This is a genomic window from Stenotrophomonas lactitubi, assembly GCF_002803515.1.
In the GTDB taxonomy this organism is placed as follows: Bacteria; Pseudomonadota; Gammaproteobacteria; order Xanthomonadales; family Xanthomonadaceae; genus Stenotrophomonas; species Stenotrophomonas lactitubi.
This window is the reverse complement of sequence record NZ_PHQX01000001.1, coordinates 3,239,509-3,257,902: the sequence shown is the minus strand read 5'-3', so window position 1 is coordinate 3,257,902 and position 18,394 is coordinate 3,239,509. Positions and strand designations below refer to the sequence as shown.

The window sequence follows — 18,394 nt, the reverse complement described above, 5'->3', positions numbered from 1 at the left end:
ATTCTCTGGTGGGGCATCTCTTCGCACCCTCAGTTAAGGAGATTCAATGAATCGCATATATCGTCGCCTGTGGAATCGAGCCCGGCAGTGCTGGGTGGTTACCAGTGAGCTGGGGCGGGCAACAAGGAAGCCTGCCCAGCAGGTTTGTGGTGCACCTGCAGTGGTGCTGTTGGTACTGGCCGCTTCCTTCAGTACTTCAGCCTATGCACAACAGGATGAGATTGATCACATCAATTGGCGTGATCCGATGTCGCTGTACGCTTCCCCGCTGGCCTTCAGGTCTGCCATCAGTCCACTGGCCAGACATACGCAGCTCGCAATCATAAATGACACGCACTATCGCGATTCGACCGTGAGCGGCGATTTCTCGATGATCCTCGGCTCGCGCTCGACGGCAACAGGAAAGTCATCCGTTGTATATGGAACTCTGGCAATTCTTGATGGCGAAAGCTCCGCCGCCATTGGTTCGCATTCAACGGTAAAAGGCAGTTTCAGCGTTGGCGTTGGAGCTGGAGCGTACGTCAATGGCTCTGGTTCGACCTCGCTTGGGGCATATGCAAGGACTGTTGGCGACAACGGGGTAGCGATCGGAAGAGCGTCTCAGGTAGACACTGGCGCCGGAGTTTCGGGAGTCGCTATTGGCGCCGATTCTCGGGCGGGTACGCCAGGATGGACGGGCGCCGTAGCGGTGGGTGGGGAAGCTCAGGCGGGTCACGATGGCGTGGCGCTCGGGTATGCATCGAAGACCAACGGCGCGGGCGCATTAGCCATGGGCAGCAGAGCAAATGCAGCTTCCAATGATTCCCTTGCCTTCGGAAGGAACTCACGATCCAGCGGAGCCGGTGCAACTTCGCTCGGAGGCTCCGCCTCTGCAAGTGGCACGGGAGCAACGGCAGTCGGTCTTAACGCTTCGGCTGCTGGCGAGTTCGCTATTGCCTTCGGCTACGAGTCAAAGGCCAACAGCACGCACACGACTTCCTTGGGCAGTCGCTCTAGTGCCAGTGGCATCGGCGCAACCGCCTACGGCAACTCGTCTTATGTGAGCGGGCGCAATGGTACTGCCGTGGGCAGTGGCTCCCGTGTTGACAGCGGAAATTCGGAGGGTGCCATCGCCATCGGTGGCGATTCCCGTGCCGGTGCCAATGGCTACAACGGTGGTATCGCCTTGGGAAGCAAGGCCAATGCCAGCCACGATAGCGTGGCCATCGGCTACGAAGCTGCTACGCGAGCAAACAATGCGGTTGCGCTGGGGCGCGGCTCGATTGCGACCGAGGCCAATACGGTCTCAGTAGGAACCAGTGGCGCCAAGAGGCGCGTTGTGAATGTGGAGGACGCGCGCCTTTCGACCACCAGCACCGATGCGGTTACCGGCAAGCAGCTCAATTCCACCAACACCAACGTGACCAGAGCCCAGACCGCTGCCGATGCAGCGAAGACGACAGCCGCGGCAGCGCAGTCCACGGCCAACACGGCCAACACCAATGCCAACACAGCTCTGACGAAGGCCAATACGGTCAGCGGGTTGGTCAGCCAGATATCGGCAAGTGGCAACGTAAGGCTGGGTGGTGAGAACACCGGCACCGTGCTGGATGTTCGCAACAAGTCCAATGCTGTTCGCAGCATCACCGGCCTGAAGGATGGGGCGCTTTCTACATCAAGCACTGAAGCTGTGACGGGCAAGCAGCTCAATGCAACCAACACCAACGTGACGGCTGCTCAGACTGCGGCCGACGCGGCGAAGACCACGGCCACAGCAGCGCAGACCACCGCCACTACAGCCAACACCAACGCCAATACAGCGCTGGCCAAGGCCAATACGGTCAGTGGCCTGGTCAGCCAGGTATCGGCCAGTGGCAACGTACGCTTGGGCGGCGAGAACACCGGCACGGTGCTGGATGCCCGCAACAAGTCCAATGCGGTGCGCAGCATCACCGGCCTGAAGGATGGAGCGCTGAGCACGTCAAGCACGGAGGCCGTCACCGGCAAGCAGTTGAATGCCACCAACAGCAACGTTGCCGCCGTGAAGTCCACGGCGGACGCAGCGCAGGCACGCGTGGCGGTACTGGATGGCCTGGTGGGGCAGGTATCGGCAAGTGGAAACGTGCGCCTGGGTGCAGACAACACCGGTACCGTCGTCGACGTGGCCAACAAGAGTGGCGCCAAGCGCAAGCTGCAGAATCTGGCCAATGGCGTGCTCAACGCGTCCAGCACTGATGCAGTGACTGGGCAGCAGCTCAATGCCACCAATAGCGAAGTGACCAGTGTGCGCACGGCCGCAACCGCGGCGAAGACGGCGGCCGACGCCGCCCGTGGTGTAGCCGATGGCGCTGTGCAGAAGGCGGATGCCTTGGGAGGACTGGTGGGCCAAGTGTCTGCCAGTGGCAACGTTCGTCTGGGTGCGGAGAACACTGGGACCATCGTGGATGTGGCGAACAAGAGCGGTGGCAAGCGACGCATCTACAACATCGCCAACGGAACGCTTGGCGCGGGCAGCACGGATGCGGTGACCGGACAGCAGCTGTTTGCGACCAATACCACGGTGGAGACGCAGCAACAGGCCCTGGCCGGGCATGCGCAGCAGCTGGCGGATCAGGACGGGCGTATCGCCGACAACCGGGTCGAGCTGGACGCGCTGCGTGCTGACTTCGATAACTTCGATCCGGACCTGGATGGCGTGGTCAAGTTCAGTGCTGATCGTCGCCTGGTGGACATGGAAGGTGCGCGGGTATCGGGTGTGGCAGCGGGGGATATCAGTTCTGCGACCAGCACGGATGCGGTGAATGGCGGGCAGTTGTTTGCGACCAATGAGCGCGTCAATGCAATCGAGAGTGCCGGGAAGTTCCTGAGTATTGGAAGTGACAGCCTCAGCGAAGCCGCTAGGTCGGGCGCCTTTGGTGTGGCCATCGGTGATTCGGCGCAGGCAAGCGTTGAACATGAGGGAGGAACCGCGGTAGGGGCATATGCCAACGCTAGTGGCAAGAACTCTGTAGCCCTCGGCAGAGGGGCGCTTGTGGAGAAGGGGGCGGAGAGTTCTTTCGCGCTCGGTGCCGGTTCACGCGCAGCGGCAGTTGAAACAACGGCGGTTGGCGCGAATAGTAGGGTTGAAGCGGGTGCGGCCAGGTCCGTCGCCGTGGGGGCTGGATCAATTGCAAGGGAATCTGACACCGTCTCCTTTGGGACGAGTTTGTACCAGCGCCGACTGGTTAATGTAAGTCGAGGTATCGCAGAGGGTGACGTCTCCACAATCGCACAGCTCAACGAAACTCTTGCCGGGCTGGGTGGCGGTGCAGGCTTGGATGCTTTGGGGAACGTTGTCGGGCCAGCCTATAGCGTGCAAGGTGGCAAGCAGAACAATGTCGGAGATGCCTTGGCTGCACTCGATGGTGCAGTGGTCAGGTCAGACATTCGCGTAGATGGCCTCGAAGGTCAGCTGCGTGCGACGTTCCAACAATCACCCTCGACCCGGGTGGATGGAGTTGGTCAGCTTAATCTGGCAGGTGCGCAAGGCATGGTTCTGTCGAATCTGGCCGATGGTCGTATTGCCGCTGGTAGCCGCGATGCGGTGACTGGTAGCCAGCTGTATGCAGCCAAGCAAGATATCGCCGACAACAGAAGCGAGATCGATCAGATGAAGGAGCAGCGAAAGGGCCTGGCTGGCTTTACTCGCCAAGGTCCGATTGACTTTGCTGGCGCTCGGATTACCGGTCTGGCCGATGGTGATATCAGTTCGGCATCGAGCAGTGATGCCGTCAACGGCGGGCAGTTGTATACGACAAACAGCAGACTTACTGATCTGGAGGATTCACAACGGTTCCTGTCGGTAGGCTCAGCCGGTCCGGCAGTTTCCGCAAGAGCTGGTTTGGTGGGTGTTGCGCTAGGTGATTCGGCAGTGGGAGTTGGCGAGGGCGCGACTGCGTTGGGCAGTTTCTCCCGCGCAGGAGGCAAGAACTCTGTCGCTCTTGGTCGTGCCGCGCATGTCATGGAATCTGCGGAGGATGGCTTCGCCGTGGGTGTAAGGTCGGTGGTTGACGCGGAGAAGGGCATTGCAATAGGCGCTGCGAGCTCAGTCCAGGCGGGTGCCAACTATAGTGTTGCCATTGGTAGTGGTTCTATCGCCAGAGATGCTCTTACTGTTTCGTTCGGAGAAGGGGCTCTCCAGCGTCGCCTCGTCAACGTAGCCAACGGCCGCAACGCCAACGACGCAGCCACCATCGGCCAGCTCCGCGGTGCCCTGTCCACCCTCGGCGGCGATATCGACGCAAACGGCAACGTCACCACCCCCGGATTCAACATCCAGGGTCAGCACCAGAGCACCGTCAACGACGCTCTCACCACCTTGGACTCCGCCGTAGTCACCACCGGCTCTCGCATGGACCGCGTCGAAACCCAGCTCCGTTCGGTCTTCCAGGAAACGCCCTCCACCCGCAGCGACGGCACCGCCCAGCTCACCCTGGCGGGCGCCAACGGCATGGTCATCTCCAACGTGGCCAACGGCCTGATCGCGGCTGGCAGCCGCGAGGCGGTCAACGGTGGCCAGCTGCACGCGGTGCAACAGCAGCTCAATGGCCGCATGGATGGTCTGGAGCAGCGCGTCGATGGCCAGCCGCAGTCGCGTGCGCTGGCTACCGCTTCGGCCGCGCCGACCGATCAGGTCACGCCGACGCCGGAAGCCAGCGATTCGCCGCAGGTGGCCTCGGCAGGCGAGGGCACTTCGCCTACGCCGCAGCCGAAATCGAAGAAGGACGACACGCCGTCGCCCACGCCGCAGGTCGATACCGCTGAACTGGAGAAGATGCTGGCCCGCGCCAACGAGTACACCGATGGTGCCATCAGCAACTTCGAGCGTCGCCTGGACAAGATGGACAAGCGCTTCAACCGCATGGCGGCGATGAGCAGTGCGCAGACGGCCATGGCCATGAACACCGCTGGCCTGGCCACCTACAACCGCCTCGGCGCGGGCGTGGGCTACGCCGAGGGCGAATCGGCCATGGCGGTGGGTTACCAGCGCGTACTCAACGACAAGGGCTCAGCCACCTTCAGCCTCAATGGTGCGTTCACCAACAGCGGTGAGCGCAGCATGGGCGTGGGTGTGGGCATCGGCTGGTAAGCCATGGCGCCCCGGTGTGGTGCGCGTAACGAGCCCCGCCGCGCCGGGGCCATTGCAGAGGAAATTGCGATGTACAGCTTCATGAGCCGTTTCATGACCTACCGGCGCTACTACGTCTGGCGCGCCCGCATCCGCTACGTCACCCACGACATGGATACGTGGACGCTGGCGTGCCTGGTGTTGATGATCTGCATGGGGTTGATGGTGTGGGGGTTCTGGCGCGTGGTGAACGTGCCGCAGCCGCGCATCCATCCGGAAGCCGCCGCCGTGCGGGTGGAAGTGCTGACCGACGAAGCGATCCATCGCATCGTGCTGGTGCGCCACGGCGGCACGACGCCGGGTCATCCCTTCTACAGCGCCGCGGAGATCCGCGGCAGCACCCAGCGCACGCTGCGGGTGCGGCAGACGCTGCAGGACCCGGTACCGATGAAGCTGCAGGCGGACATGTACGCGGATATCGCCGATTACATCAACGCTACCGGTGCCTGCATGCCTTTCCCCTGCCGCCGCGTGAGTTTCCGCATCGAACAGCTGCAGCGGTCGGGACGCGAGAGCGCCGTACGCAACAAGGCGCTGGCCGAGATCCTGCAGGTGCCGTGGTACCTGGTGCCGAATCTTGATGGCGAACGCATGCGCGTGCGCAGTGGCTGGGCGGATGATTTCCAGGACGTGTATTCGCACGCCTGGCACCTGCATGACCTGCAGAAGATGCATGCGCGCATGATGGCCGAGTATCCGTACCGTGCTGCGGTGCCGTGGCTGGCACGATTGGCGACCCCGTCCGAGGAAAAGCTGATCTTCCCGTAGCGCCGAGCCATGCTCGGCTGCTCTCCGCGCAGATCGCGGCAGCCCCGAGCCGAGCATGGGCTCGGCTCTACGCCGGTCATCCGCCGATGTAGGCGGTGATCTCCATTTCGGCCAGCAACTGCCGCAACTGCGTGGCCGACGCCCGGCGCATGGGCTTCTCATCCACCGGCGACAGCGGCGCCTGGCGCAGGGCGTCGTAGGGCAGTACCGCCAGGTCGAAGGTCAATTCTTCGGCGCTGAACACCCACACCGGTACGTCCAGGTTGCGCTCGCGGTCGAGCCGCAGGCGCCGCGTACGCGATTCGGCGGGGATGCGATGTTCGTCCAGGAAGCGATGCACCGCCTCCGGGTCGTCGCTGTGCAGGTGCAGCTGCACGGGGCTGTTTGCGTCGGCGGTGCCGTCCAGCACGGGGCCGGCCAGGCGCGGCGAGAAGCCGTGCAGGAACTCCAGCGCGCGCAACGCGGACTCGCGCCGCCGCTGCAGTTCGTTGCCGTGTTGGGGGCCGGAAAACAGCCGCTGGTACTCGCGCAGGGCCTGTTCGATCTCGACGTTGCGGGGCAGCGAGGCATCGTCGTGGATGCCAAGACGGCTGGCGGCCTTGAGTTTGGCCTGGTGGAAGTCGCGGATTCCGCCTTCGGCCATCAGCCGGGCGGCTTCGTGGGCGAGGCGATGACGCCGTTCGCGGGTCTGGCTGGCAGCATGCTGGTGGGCGCGGTGCATGCGATGACTCCCTGTTGCGACCTGGCCACAGACTAGCGCAGGCATGTGACATCTGCGTGGGTATTTAACGGAGGTGCCAACGAGGGTCGGCGTTTACCCGAGCAAGAGGGTGCCGTTGATGCTGTAGAGCCGAGCCTATGCTCGGCTGTTCTACCGCGGGCCCCCTGAGCCGAGCATGGGCTCGGCTCTACAAAGGGCAGTGCCAACCAAGGTTGGCACCCACCAAGCCTGGCCTTATTAGAAGATATCGAACGCGGCCGCGTCCGCCTGCGGGGTGCTCTGCAGGTTGAGGTCGTAGTCGGTCAGGCGGTCCATGTCTTCCACCTTCACCCACTCCACCGCGCCGTTGAGGGTGGCCTGGACCATGCCGCTCGGCGGTTCGTTCTGCGCGATCGGGGTGTCCTTCAGCGCGGTGCGCATGTAGTCGATCCAGATCGGCAGGGCCGCCTTGCCACCGTATTCGCGGTAGCCCAGCGAGCGGAAGTCGTCGCGGCCTACCCACACGGTGGTCACGTACGGGCCGCCGAAGCCGGAGAACCAGGCGTCACGGTGATCGTTGGTGGAGCCGGTCTTGCCGCCCACGTCCTCGCGGCCAAGCACCTTGGCCTGTGCGCCGGTGCCGCGCTGGACCACATCGCGCATCATCGACACCAGCTGGTAGGCAGTACGTGCGTCGATCGCACGCGGTGCGGTACGCGCATCCGGGTTGACCGGTGCGGCTGGCGTTTCGCTCTTGGCTTCCGCCTTGGCGGCGGCGGTGGCGTCAACCTTGGGTGGCGGGGCACCGAAGTTGAAGCCGTCCACCACCTGGTTCACCGGCTGGTCGCTGCTGCCGGCGCAGTCGCGGCAGGCCATCGCCGGGTTTTCCTTGAACACCAGGTTGCCATCGCGGTCGAGCACCTGGTCGATCAGCCAGGTGTCCACGCGCGAGCCGCCGTTGGCGAACACGGCATAGCCGCGGGCCACCGACAGCGGCGTCAGCGAGGCGGTACCCAGCGACATCGACAGGTTCGGCGGCAGCTCGGATTCGGCAAAGCCGAACTGGCTGATGTACTTGCGCGCGTAGTCCACGCCCATGCCATCAAGCAGGCGCACCGAGACCAGGTTGCGCGACTGCACCAGCGCTTCACGCAGGCGCATCGGGCCACGGAAGCCGCCGCCGTCATTCTGCGGCGCCCAGGTCTTGCCGCGGCGGTCGCGGAACACGACCGGGGCGTCGAGCACGATCGAGGCCGGGTTGTAACCCTTGTCGAAGGCAGCCGCATAGACGAACGGCTTGAAGCTCGAACCCGGCTGGCGACGGGCCTGGGTGGCGCGGTTGAATTTGTTGCCGGAGAAGCTGAAGCCGCCGACCAGGGCCTTCAGTGCGCCGCTGTGGGCGTCCAGCGAGACCAGCGCGGACTGGCCGCGCGGGAGCTGGTCGAGCAGCCACTCGCCCTCCTTGGCACCGGCGCGCACGCGCACGATGTCGCCACGCTGCACCAGCTTGGCCGGGCTCTTGTTGGCCCACTTGGCGGCACCGGCCGGCAGCACGATCTCGCTGCGGTTGGCCAGCACCACGGTGGCGCTGCCGTCAGCGCCGGTACTGGCGACGATCGCCGGCAGCAGGCCGGACTGCGAGAACGTGCCGCGCAGGTGCTCGGCCAGTGCGGCGGCATCATCGCCGGCACCCAGCTGTACCTGCTTCTCCACGCCGTGCCAGCCGTGGCGATGGTCGTACAGCAGCAGGCCGTCGCGCACCGACAGGTTGGCGGCGGTCTGCAGCGTCGCGTCGATGGTAGTGGTGACGTGGTAGCCCTTGTTGACAACGTCGCCACCGAAGCGGGCGATCATTTCCTGGCGCACCAGCTCGGCCACGTAAGGCGCATCCACCTGCACCGGCGGCTCATGCGCGGTGGCGTGCATCGGCACGGCCTTGGCCGCGTCGGCTTCGGCCTGGCTGACGAACTTCAGGTCGGCCATGCGCTGCAGCACATAGTTGTCACGGCGCTGGCGGGCGCGCTCCGGGTTGGAGATCGGGTTGCCCGAGGACGGGAACTTGGGGATGCCGGCCAGCGAGGCCATCTCGTCCAGGTCCAGCTCGCCCAGCTTCTTGCCGTAGTAGAACTCGGCGGCGGCGGCCACGCCGTAGGCGCGGTTGCCGAAGAAACTCTTGTTCAGGTACAGCTCGAAGATCTCGTCCTTGCTCAGCTCGGACTCGATCTTGCGCGCCAGCAGGATCTCGGCCAGCTTGCGGGTGTAGCTGTACTCGGAGCTGAGGAAGAACTGGCGGGCCACCTGCTGGGTGATGGTGGAGCCACCGGGCACGCGCTTGTCGTTGGTGGTGGCCAGCAGCCACACCGCGCGACCGATGCCCTTGTAGTCCACGCCGCCGTGCTCGTAGAAGCGGGCATCCTCGGTGGCCAGGAACGCCTGCTTCAGCTTCTCCGGCACATCCTTCATGGTGATGGGGGTACGCCGGGTCTCACCGAACACCGCCATCAGCTTGCCGTCGGCAGCATAGACGTACATCGGCTCCTGCATTTCCACGTCGCGCAGGGTCTGCACATCGGGAAGCTTGGAAGAAACGGCGTAGTACAGGCCGCCAACGGCGGCCGCTCCGACCAGCGCCAGGACCAGGACAACAAGAAAGATCCAGCGCAGCCAGCGGCGGAGACGGGTCATCGGTGTCAGATTCCGATTGCGAATTTCGTGGTCGCAGAGTATAGATTACGCAAGGTGGCGGCTGGGGCCGGCACTGGGGAGTGCAAGGGGACGCCAGGGGCTGCGTGTTCATCCTGTGAGGGATGTCACAGCAGGGCGGTTGCCATTTGCTAAGAATACGTTATTAATGCGCGGACGCAGCTCTTGCGTCCAAGTGCCCGTCGGCAGGGGAGAAACCGTGGGGCTCATCCCAAAAAGTCAGTCGCCGCTCATTGGCGTCGACATCAGTTCGACTGCGGTAAAGCTGTTGCAGCTTTCCCGCAGCGGCAACCGTTTCCGTGTGGAACATTACGCCGTGGAACCGCTGCCGCCGAATGCGGTGGTGGAGAAGAACATCGTCGAAGTGGAGGCCGTGGGAGAGGCCATCCGCCGGGCGATGAACCGTTCCGGCAGCAAGGCCAAGCTGGCCGCTGCGGCCGTGGCCGGTTCGGCGGTGATCACAAAGGTGATCCCGATGCCGGCCGACCTGGACGAGAACGACATGGAAGCCCAGATCGAGCTGGAAGCGGTCAACTACATTCCGTATCCGATCGAGGAAGTGAACCTGGACTTCGAGGTGATCGGGGCGATCCCGAACAACCCGGAAATGGTCCAGGTGCTGCTGGCTGCCTCGCGTTCGGAAAACGTTGAACTGCGCCAGTCGGCACTGGAACTGGGTGGGCTGCAGGCCAAGGTGATGGACGTGGAGGCCTTCGCGGTCGAGAACGCCTTCGCCCTGGTGGCCAGCGAGTTGCCGGTTTCGGCCGAGGGCGTGGTTGCGCTGGTCGATATCGGAGCCACCATGACCACCCTCAACGTACTGCGCGGTGGCCGCAGCCTGTACAGCCGCGAACAGGTGTTCGGTGGCAAGCAGCTGACCGACGAGATCATGCGTCGCTATGGCCTGAGCTACGAGGAAGCCGGTCTGGCCAAGCGCCAGGGCGGGCTGCCGGAAAGCTACGAGATGGAAGTGCTGGAACCGTTCAAGGAAGCCACGGTCCAGCAGATCAGCCGTCTGCTGCAGTTCTTCTATGCCGGCAGCGAATTCAACCGGGTCGACCACATCGTGCTGGCCGGCGGCTGTGCTGCCCTTGCAGGCCTGCCGGAGATGGTCGAGGAACAGCTGGGCGTGCCGACCGTCGTCGCCAACCCGCTGGCACAGATGACCCTGGGGCCGAAGGTGCAGGCGCACGCGCTGGCCCAGGACGCCCCCGCGCTGATGATCGCGACCGGTCTGGCGCTGAGGAGCTTTGACTGATGGCACGCATCAATCTATTGCCCTGGCGCGCCGAACGGCGCAAGCAACGCCAGCGCGAGTTCGGCATCATGCTGGGCATGGCCGCCCTTGGTGGCCTGCTGCTGTCGCTGTTGATCTGGTTCTACTACGACATGCAGGTCAGCGGGCAGAGCGATCGCAACGCCTACCTGCAGACCGAGATCGACAAGGTCAAGGAGCAGAACAAGGAAATCGACCGCCTTGACGAGCAGAAGAATCGATTGCTGGCCCGCAAGGCCGTGATCGAGCAGCTGCAGGCCAAGCGCTCGCAGATGGTCCACCTGTTCGATGCGCTGGTCCGCACCATCCCCGATGGCGTGGTGCTCACCGCTCTGCAGCAGGAAGGCGACGTGCTGACGCTGGAAGGCCGCACCCAGTCCAACGCCCGTGTCTCGGCCTACATGCGCAACCTGGAAGTCTCTGGCTGGATGACCAATCCGGAGCTGGCGATCATCGAGGCGCGTGAGCCGGACAAGGACAAGGAAGGGCGCGCGACCGGCCCGGTGGCTGACATCAAGGCGTTGCCGTACGTGTTCAAGGTCAAGGTCAAGCTGCCCGCGCAGAGCGAGGAAGCAGCGGCCACTCCAGGCCTGAACCCTGATGGCAGCGTGGCCGGCACCGCGCCGGTGGCACCGACCGTCGCACCGCTCAGCGCAGGGCCCGACGCGGCAGCGCCGGCTGCTGCCGCACCAGCGCCGGGATCGACGCCGGCACCGGCAGCCACGCCTGCAACTGCTCCGGCACAGGCCCCGGCACCGGCGGCAGCACCTGCGCCGGCCAAGCCAGCGCAGGCCGCACCCGCACCCAAGCCTGAGGGCAGCCGCCTGGCGCAGCCGCCGCAGGCCTTCCACGCCCCGCTGCAGGGGGATCGCGCATGAGCAAGAAAGTCGACATCAAGAACCTGGACTTCAACGACATCGGCAACTGGCCGAGGAACGCGAAGATCGTGTTCTGCTCGCTGATCGCCCTGGTCATCATGTTCGTGCTTTGGATGCTGCTGGTCAGCGGCAAGCGCGAGGAACTGGCCGGTCTGGAGTCGCGGGAAACCGAACTGCGTGCCGAGTTCACCAAGGAACAGGAACGCGCGGTCAACCTGGAACCGTTGAAGCAGCAGCTGGCACAGATGGAGCAGGTCCTGCAGCAGATGCTGCGGCAGCTGCCGAGCAAGACCGAGATGCCTGACCTGATCATCGACATCTCGCAGACCGCACTGTCCAGCGGCCTGGCCAACGAGCTGTTTGAACCCGAGCAGGAGCAGATCAAGGAGTTCTACGCCGAGAAGCCGATCAAGCTGCGGATGGTGGGTAGTTACCATCAGTTCGGTGCCTTCGTCAGCGGCGTGGCCTCGCTGCCGCGGGTGGTGATCCTGACCATGCACGACATCAACCTCAAGCCCAAGGACAAGACCGGCGGCAACATCCGTGCCGGTGCGCTTGAACTGTCCGGTACGGTCAAGACCTACCGTTACCTGGATGAGGCCGAGGTCGAGGAACAGCAGAAGGCTGAAGCGGGCAAGGAGGCGAAGAAGTGATCCGTTCCTTCATTGCACGTGGTGGGATGGCGTTGACGGTGCTGCTGCTGGCCGCCTGCGGCCGCGGCGTGACCAGCACGCCGGGTGATGCGCCCAACCTGGAAAAGTGGGTCGAAAGCGAGCGTGCGCGACCGGCGCAGCCGCTGGAGCCGCTGCCGGTGATGCAGCAGTTCGAGACCTTCGAGTATTCCGCGCAGGGCATGCGCGATCCGTTCACCGATGCCTGGACCAACCCGCAGCAGGGGAATGGGGGACTGCGGCCAGATCCGAACCGACGCAAGGAGCCGATGGAAGGCTTCCCGCTTGACGCGCTGGACATGGTCGGCACCATCGGAACAGGCGCCGGCACCGTGGCGCTGGTGATGGGGCCGGACAAGGTGACCTACCGGGTGCGTCCCGGCGGTTACCTGGGGCAGAGCGACGGGCGGGTCACCGCGGTCTTCGAAGACCGCGTGGAGCTGATCGAACTGGTGCCGGATGGCGCGGGTGGCTGGCTGGAACGTCCAGCAACACTCGCGCTGGAAGATCAATGATCGTTTACTGGGGATAGCACGATGACCTTTCACCAAGCCAAGGGGCTGCGTCCCATCCGGCGCTCTACCTTGAACCGCATCAGCGCGCTGGGAGTCGCGTTGATGCTGGCCTGCGCTCCGGCGCTGGCCGCCGCACCGTCGGAAAAGCCGACCGGCACTGCGCTGGCGGCGACGCCGGCCGCTGCGCCGGCAGGCCTTTCGGTCGCACGCATCGACTTCAAGCGTGGCGATGACGGCGCGGGCCGCCTGATCCTGCAGTTCGACGGCCAGGGCGCCATGCCCGACCTGCGCAGCCAGGGCAACAGCGTGGTTGTCGATGTCGGCAACGCACGCCTGCCGGCCAATCTGCAGAAGCCGATGAACGTCACCGACTTCGCCACCCCGGTGCAGCGCATCGACGCCAAGCCGTCCGGGGCCGGCACCCAGCTGGTGCTGAGCACCGGCGGTCCGGTCGAGTCACTGGCCTACCAGAGTGGCAACGAGTATGTGGTGGAGATCAGCCCGCGGCAGGCCCAGGCCGCCGTTGGCGCCGTCACTGCCGGCAGCGTGACCCAGGCCGCCAAGGGCGTGCCGCAGCGCGGCTACGCCGGCAAGCCGGTGACCTTCAACTTCCAGGACGTGCCCGTGCGCACTGTCTTGCAGCTGATTGCCGAAGAGTCGAATCTGAACGTGGTGGCCTCCGACTCGGTGCAGGGCAATGTGACCCTGCGCCTGGTCAACGTGCCGTGGGACCAGGCGCTGGATATCGTGCTGCGTGCCAAGGGCCTGGACAAGCGTCGTGACGGCAGCGTGGTGTGGGTTGCGCCGCAGTCCGAGCTGGCCAAGTTCGAGCAGGAGAAGGAAGACGCTCGCATCGCGATCGAGAACCGCGAAGATCTGATGACCGACTACGTCCAGATCAACTATCACAGTGCCACACAGATCTTCAAAGCACTGACCGAGGCCAAGGGCATCGGCGGCTCCGGTGGTGGCGGCGGTGGTGGTCAGGGTGGCAGCGGGTCGGCGTCGCAGGAAGACAGTGGTTTCCTGTCCGCGCGTGGCCGCATCGTCGCAGACGAACGCACCAACACGCTGATGATCAGCGACATCCCGAAGAAGATCGCGCGGATGCGCGAGCTGATCAACGTGATCGACCGCCCGGTCGACCAGGTGCTGATCGAGAGCCGCATCGTCATCGCCACCGATACCTTCGCCCGCGAACTGGGTGCCAAGTTCGGCGTCAGCGGCAGCCGCGACAACGTGTACTTCAGCGGCAACCTGGAAGCCAACGCCAAGACCCGCCAGTCGCAGGTGGACGCCAACAACGCCAATGCGAAGGCTGAGCGCGACTGGATCGCCGGTGGCCGCGTGGGTCCGCCGCCGGTGTCGGTCGGTTCGGCCATCACCCGCGGGCTGAACTGGAACCTGCCAGTGGCAGCGGCCAGCAATCCGGGCTCGCTGGCATTGTCGATCCTCAACGCGGGCTACCTGCTGGACGTCGAACTGTCGGCCATGCAGGAAGAATCGCGCGGCGAAGTGATCTCCAACCCGCGCGTGGTCACCACCAATCAGCGTGAAGCGTTGATCAAGCAGGGCAAGGAAATCGGCTATGTCACCATCAGTGGTGGCGGTGCCGGCGGTGCAGCTACCCCGAACGTGCAGTTCAAGGAAGTGGTGCTGGAACTGAAGGTCACCCCGACGATCACCAACGACAACCGCGTGTTCCTCAACATGGCGGTGAAGAAGGATGAGGTCGAAAGCTACATCGTGCTGGAAGGCTACGGCCAGGTGCCCAACATCAACCGCCGCGAGGTCAATACCGCCGTGCTGGTGGAAGATGGGCAGACCGTGGTGATCGGTGGCGTGTATGAGTTCACCGACCGCAACAGTGTCAGCAAGGTGCCGTTCCTGGGCGACGTGCCCTTCCTCGGCAACCTGTTCAAGAAGCGCGGTCGCAACAAGGACAAGGCCGAACTGCTGGTGTTCGTGACCCCGAAGGTCCTGCGCGTGGCGCGCCAGAACTGAGACGTTGCACCTGTTGCATCCGACCGGGGCCGCCACGTGCGGCCCCGCGTCGTTTGCGCCAGTAGATCCACGCCATGCGTGGATGGGTCAGTAGATCCACGCCATGTCCCTCCAGTAGATCCACGCCATGCGTGGATGGGCGAGTAGATCCACGCCATGTCCCTCCAGTAGATCCACGCCATGCGTGGATGGGTGAGTAGATCCACGCCATGCGTGGAGGCTGTTCAGCCGTTCTTGATGCCAGCAGCCGGACGGCCTGCGATGATGTGGGGAACCCGAGCCATCCTGCGCCGGTCAAAGGCCCCCATGAACCTGCCTCCGCCGATGCCCGAATCCATTTCTCCGCCGCCTGCCCCCGTCACCTCGCGCCTGCATGCCGCTTTCAGCGACCTGCGAGATGCACTGTCGGCCGAGATCGTCGGTCAGGCGGCGCTGGTCGAACGCCTTCTGATCGCCTTGCTGGCCGATGGCCACCTGCTGGTGGAAGGTGCACCGGGCCTGGCCAAGACCACGGCCATCCGGGCCTTGGCGGCGCGGCTGGAAGCAGACTTCGCACGGGTGCAGTTCACCCCGGACCTGCTGCCTTCCGACCTGACCGGCACCGAGATCTGGCGCCCGCAGGAAGGGCGTTTCGAGTTCGTGCCGGGGCCGATCTTCCACCCGATCCTGCTGGCCGATGAAATCAACCGCGCGCCGGCCAAAGTGCAGTCCGCGCTGCTGGAAGCGATGGGGGAACGCCAGGTCACCGTCGGCCGCCACACCTACGCGCTGCCATCGCTGTTCCTGGTGATGGCCACGCAGAATCCGATCGAGCAGGAAGGCACGTTCCCGCTGCCGGAAGCGCAGCTGGATCGTTTCCTGATGCACGTATGCATTGGTTATCCGGACCAGGCGGCCGAGTCGGAGATTCTGCGGCTTGCCCGCGAGCGTGCCCGGGGTGCGCTTGGCGAGGCCGCAGCGGCGCCGGAAAAACTGCCGATGCAGGATGTCTTCGACGCGCGCCGCGAGGTGCTGGAGCTGCACATGGCCCCCGCGCTGGAGCGCTATCTGATCGAACTGGTGCTGGCCTCGCGCGACCCTTCGCGCTACGACGCCTCGCTGGCGCGCCGTATTGCCTGGGGCGCCAGCCCCCGTGGCTCCATCGCACTGGAACGATGCGCACGGGCGCGGGCGTGGTTGGCTGGGCGTGATTTCGTCACCCCCGACGACGTGCGTGCCGTGGCCGCCGATGTGCTGCGCCACAGGGTCCTGCCCAGCTATGAAGCCGTCGCCGAAGGGTGGGATGGTGAGCGCCTGGTGCAGGAGCTGCTGGCCCGGGTACCGGCACCCTGAGTGCGCGCATGACCGGCACGACCAACGGACCTGCTCCGGGTACCAGCGAAGGCGATGGTCTGCGACCGCAGTTGGCCGAGCTGGTGGCATTGCGGCGCCTGGCACAGCTTCCGCCACCGCCTCGTCGAGGGCGAGCGGGCAGTGCAGGCCAGGCACCTTCGCCGCTGCGCGGACGCGGCATGGAATATGCAGAATCACGCGAATACGTGGCGGGCGACGACGCGCGCCACATCGACTGGCGCGTCACCGCGCGCACCGGTCGCACGCACACCAAACTGTTCCAGGCAGAACGCGAGCGGGTCACCCTGATCATTGCCGATACGTCGCCTGCGCTGTACTTCGGTACCCGCGTGCGCTTCAAGTCGGTGCAGGCGGCGCGCGCCGGTGCCGTCGCGGCATGGTCCGCACAGCGTCGCGGCGATCGCATCGGTGCATTGCGCGGCAGTGATCGTGAGGCACCGATCGCACCGGCCGGCGGTGCGCGCGGTGTACTGCGCGTACTCGACGCACTCACGCGCTGGTACGCGCAACCACCCGCCGATGACCTCGGCCTGGAGCGCGCGCTGGACCATGCCGGGCGGGTGCTGCGCCCCGGCGCGCGGATGCTGGTACTGGCCGATCCGCAGCAGGCGATCCGCATTCCGCCGGCGCGCTGGAGCGCACTGGCCCAGCACCATGACCTGAGTCTGCTGCTGCTGGTCGATCCGCTGGAGCTGCAGCCGCCAGCGGCGCCCCTGCAGTTTCTCGCCGCACAGCAGCGCATCGGCCTGGACCTGCGTCGCAGCGATGTGCAGGCGCACTGGCAAGCGCATTTCGTCGAACCGCTGCAGCAGCTGCGCTGCCAGCTTGCCGCACGTCGCGTCGATGTGCAGGTGCTTTCCACCGATGCGGCCAGTGATGCCTGGCTGGCGCCGGCACCGACGGAGGTGCCGGCATGAGTGCCTCCCTGCCACTGCGTGATGTGCAGTTGCCGGCCTCGCCAGCGTGGTGGCCACCCGCACCTGGCTGGCTGATGCTGATCGCACTGGTTCTGCTGTTGCTGGCAATCGTTGCTGCGCTGGCCTGGCGTCGGCGCCGCCGACGCCAACAGTGGATGCGAGTGTTCGATCAGGAGATTGCGGCAGTGAACGGCGCGCCGTCGGAACTGGCAGCCATCGCCAGCCTGCTGCGGCGTGCGGCGCGTCAGGCACGCCCGGGCAGCGAAGCACTGCGCGATGACGCGTGGTGGCAGCATGTCGATCCCAAGGACACCCTGCCGCCTGCGCAGCGCAATCTGTTGGCCGAGGGTGCCTATCGTCCTCACGTGGATGCCGCTGCCGTGGCCGACGTGCGCGCGTGGGCGCGTGCGCGTTACCTGGCGTTGCTGCAGGAGCGCCGACGATGAGCGCGCTGGCAGCTTACTGGCCGTGGCCGGATCTGCAGCTGGCGTGGCCGCTGGCACTGCTGGCACTGCCGTTGCCGATCCTGATGTACGCGTGGAAACGGCGTGCCGACCCGGGCGCGGCGCTGCGCGTGCCCTACGCCGCTGCCGAGCTGGAAGCACTGGCTGGCGGCGGTCGTGTCGGCGTTTCCTGGCTGCGCAGCGGCTTGCTGTGGCTGGGCTGGCTGGCGCTGTGCGTGGCGATGGCGCGTCCGCAGCAGCTGGGTGAGGCAATCACCCCGCCGCAGGAAGGCCGGCAGATGATGCTGGCAATGGACGTGTCCGGCAGCATGAGCGAGCCGGACATGGTGCTCGGCGCACAGGCGGTAGAGCGCCTGACCGCTGCCAAGGCGGTATTGGCCGATTTCCTCGACCGTCGTGCCGGTGATCGCGTCGGCCTGCTGGTGTTCGGTGATCGTGCCTACACGCTCACACCGTTGACTGCGGATCTGTCCAGCGTGCGTGATCAACTGCGCGACAGCGTGGTCGGTCTTGCCGGGCGCGAGACGGCCATTGGTGATGCCATCGCGCTGGCGGTCAAACGCCTGCGCAACCAGCCCGAAGGGCAGCGTGTACTGATCCTGCTGACCGACGGCGTCAGCAACGCCGGCGTGCTGGAACCCCTGCGCGCCGCCGAGCTGGCACGTGCCGAAGGCGTGCGCGTGCACACCGTGGCCTTTGGCAGCGACGGTAGTGCGCGGTTCTTCGGCATTCCCGTGGCCGCCGACCGCGACCCGGTGGACGAGGCAACACTGCGCAGGATCGCCGAGATGACCGGCGGCCGCTTCTTCCGTGCGCGTGACACCGACCAGCTGGTCGGCATCTATGCCGAACTGGACCGGCTGGAGCCGATCGCCGCGAAGGGGCCGACACTGCGTCCGCGCAACGAGCGCTATGCGTGGCCGCTGGCTGTCGCCTTGTTGCTGGGCGCGTTGGCGTGGGTATGGCCGGAGCGCCGCCGATGAGCGCCACCTTCCTGAA

13 protein-coding genes are annotated in these 18,394 nt (G+C 65.3%); 11 read left to right on the top strand and 2 right to left on the bottom strand.

Features of this window, described 5'->3' with window-relative positions; translation table 11 throughout:
- The first annotated feature begins 46 nt into the window (after positions 1 to 46).
- Positions 47 to 5,107, top strand: a complete 5,061-nt coding sequence (locus CR156_RS15250; protein ID WP_100553445.1) for an ESPR-type extended signal peptide-containing protein — start codon at positions 47 to 49, stop codon at positions 5,105 to 5,107.
- Positions 5,108 to 5,188: 81 nt separating this feature from the next.
- The gene (locus tag CR156_RS15245) at positions 5,189 to 5,914 is read left to right on the top strand and encodes a hypothetical protein (RefSeq protein ID WP_341476976.1); all 726 of its coding nucleotides are present in this window, start codon (positions 5,189 to 5,191) and stop codon (positions 5,912 to 5,914) included.
- 76 nt (positions 5,915 to 5,990) lie between these two features.
- Here CR156_RS15245 and CR156_RS15240 read toward each other — a convergent pair whose 3' ends face one another.
- Together CR156_RS15240 and CR156_RS15235 are read right to left on the bottom strand one after the other, a co-directional pair.
- A complete protein-coding gene (locus CR156_RS15240; RefSeq protein WP_100460222.1) occupies positions 5,991 to 6,635 on the bottom strand; it encodes a hypothetical protein in 645 nt (214 codons plus the stop codon).
- Between the two features lie 237 nt (positions 6,636 to 6,872).
- A complete protein-coding gene (locus CR156_RS15235) occupies positions 6,873 to 9,299 on the bottom strand; it encodes a penicillin-binding protein 1A (protein ID WP_100553443.1) in 2,427 nt (808 codons plus the stop codon).
- A gap of 217 nt (positions 9,300 to 9,516) precedes the next feature.
- Between CR156_RS15235 and CR156_RS15230 the strand changes: the two genes are divergently transcribed.
- The 9 genes from CR156_RS15230 to CR156_RS15190 all read left to right on the top strand — a co-directional run bounded on the left by CR156_RS15230 (position 9,517) and on the right by CR156_RS15190 (position 18,378).
- Positions 9,517 to 10,575, top strand: a complete 1,059-nt coding sequence (locus tag CR156_RS15230; RefSeq protein ID WP_032951624.1) for a pilus assembly protein PilM — start codon at positions 9,517 to 9,519, stop codon at positions 10,573 to 10,575.
- Positions 10,575 to 11,471, top strand: coding sequence for a PilN domain-containing protein (locus tag CR156_RS15225; protein WP_100553442.1), 897 nt, complete (start codon positions 10,575 to 10,577; stop codon positions 11,469 to 11,471). Before CR156_RS15230 ends, CR156_RS15225 begins: the two co-directional genes overlap by 1 nt.
- Positions 11,468 to 12,124 carry a type IV pilus inner membrane component PilO gene (locus CR156_RS15220; protein ID WP_100553441.1) on the top strand — a complete coding sequence of 219 codons (657 nt, stop codon included), beginning with the start codon at positions 11,468 to 11,470 and terminating at the stop codon, positions 12,122 to 12,124. Before CR156_RS15225 ends, CR156_RS15220 begins: the two co-directional genes overlap by 4 nt.
- A gap of 26 nt (positions 12,125 to 12,150) precedes the next feature.
- A complete protein-coding gene (locus CR156_RS15215) occupies positions 12,151 to 12,657 on the top strand; it encodes a pilus assembly protein PilP (RefSeq protein WP_080150643.1) in 507 nt (168 codons plus the stop codon).
- A gap of 21 nt (positions 12,658 to 12,678) precedes the next feature.
- The gene (locus CR156_RS15210; RefSeq protein WP_100553440.1) at positions 12,679 to 14,661 is read left to right on the top strand and encodes a type IV pilus secretin PilQ; all 1,983 of its coding nucleotides are present in this window, start codon (positions 12,679 to 12,681) and stop codon (positions 14,659 to 14,661) included.
- A gap of 306 nt (positions 14,662 to 14,967) precedes the next feature.
- The gene (locus CR156_RS15205; RefSeq protein WP_100553439.1) at positions 14,968 to 15,993 is read left to right on the top strand and encodes an AAA family ATPase; all 1,026 of its coding nucleotides are present in this window, start codon (positions 14,968 to 14,970) and stop codon (positions 15,991 to 15,993) included.
- A gap of 8 nt (positions 15,994 to 16,001) precedes the next feature.
- Positions 16,002 to 16,931: a DUF58 domain-containing protein gene (locus tag CR156_RS15200; RefSeq protein ID WP_100553438.1), complete on the top strand. Its 930-nt coding sequence runs from the start codon at positions 16,002 to 16,004 to the stop codon at positions 16,929 to 16,931.
- The gene (locus tag CR156_RS15195; RefSeq protein WP_100553437.1) at positions 16,928 to 17,377 is read left to right on the top strand and encodes a DUF4381 domain-containing protein; all 450 of its coding nucleotides are present in this window, start codon (positions 16,928 to 16,930) and stop codon (positions 17,375 to 17,377) included. The genes CR156_RS15200 and CR156_RS15195 overlap by 4 nt, the downstream gene beginning before the upstream one ends.
- Positions 17,374 to 18,378 (top strand): vWA domain-containing protein, encoded by a 1,005-nt coding sequence (locus CR156_RS15190; protein ID WP_100553436.1) that lies wholly within the window; start codon positions 17,374 to 17,376, stop codon positions 18,376 to 18,378. The genes CR156_RS15195 and CR156_RS15190 overlap by 4 nt, the downstream gene beginning before the upstream one ends.
- Positions 18,379 to 18,394: the final 16 nt, after the last annotated feature.

What these genes read in the sequence shown, in the direction of transcription:
- CR156_RS15250 (WP_100553445.1), top strand. Translation starts at nt 47, where the DNA reads ATGAATCGCATATATCGTCGCCTGTGGAATCGAGCCCGGCAGTGCTGG.
- CR156_RS15245 (WP_341476976.1), top strand. Translation starts at nt 5,189, where the DNA reads ATGAGCCGTTTCATGACCTACCGGCGCTACTACGTCTGGCGCGCCCGC.
- CR156_RS15240 (WP_100460222.1), bottom strand. Translation starts at nt 6,635, where the DNA reads ATGCACCGCGCCCACCAGCATGCTGCCAGCCAGACCCGCGAACGGCGT.
- CR156_RS15235 (WP_100553443.1), bottom strand. Translation starts at nt 9,299, where the DNA reads ATGACCCGTCTCCGCCGCTGGCTGCGCTGGATCTTTCTTGTTGTCCTG.
- CR156_RS15225 (WP_100553442.1), top strand. Translation starts at nt 10,575, where the DNA reads ATGGCACGCATCAATCTATTGCCCTGGCGCGCCGAACGGCGCAAGCAA.
- CR156_RS15220 (WP_100553441.1), top strand. Translation starts at nt 11,468, where the DNA reads ATGAGCAAGAAAGTCGACATCAAGAACCTGGACTTCAACGACATCGGC.
- CR156_RS15215 (WP_080150643.1), top strand. Translation starts at nt 12,151, where the DNA reads ATGGCGTTGACGGTGCTGCTGCTGGCCGCCTGCGGCCGCGGCGTGACC.
- CR156_RS15210 (WP_100553440.1), top strand. Translation starts at nt 12,679, where the DNA reads ATGACCTTTCACCAAGCCAAGGGGCTGCGTCCCATCCGGCGCTCTACC.
- CR156_RS15205 (WP_100553439.1), top strand. Translation starts at nt 14,968, where the DNA reads ATGAACCTGCCTCCGCCGATGCCCGAATCCATTTCTCCGCCGCCTGCC.
- CR156_RS15200 (WP_100553438.1), top strand. Translation starts at nt 16,002, where the DNA reads ATGACCGGCACGACCAACGGACCTGCTCCGGGTACCAGCGAAGGCGAT.
- CR156_RS15195 (WP_100553437.1), top strand. Translation starts at nt 16,928, where the DNA reads ATGAGTGCCTCCCTGCCACTGCGTGATGTGCAGTTGCCGGCCTCGCCA.
- CR156_RS15190 (WP_100553436.1), top strand. Translation starts at nt 17,374, where the DNA reads ATGAGCGCGCTGGCAGCTTACTGGCCGTGGCCGGATCTGCAGCTGGCG.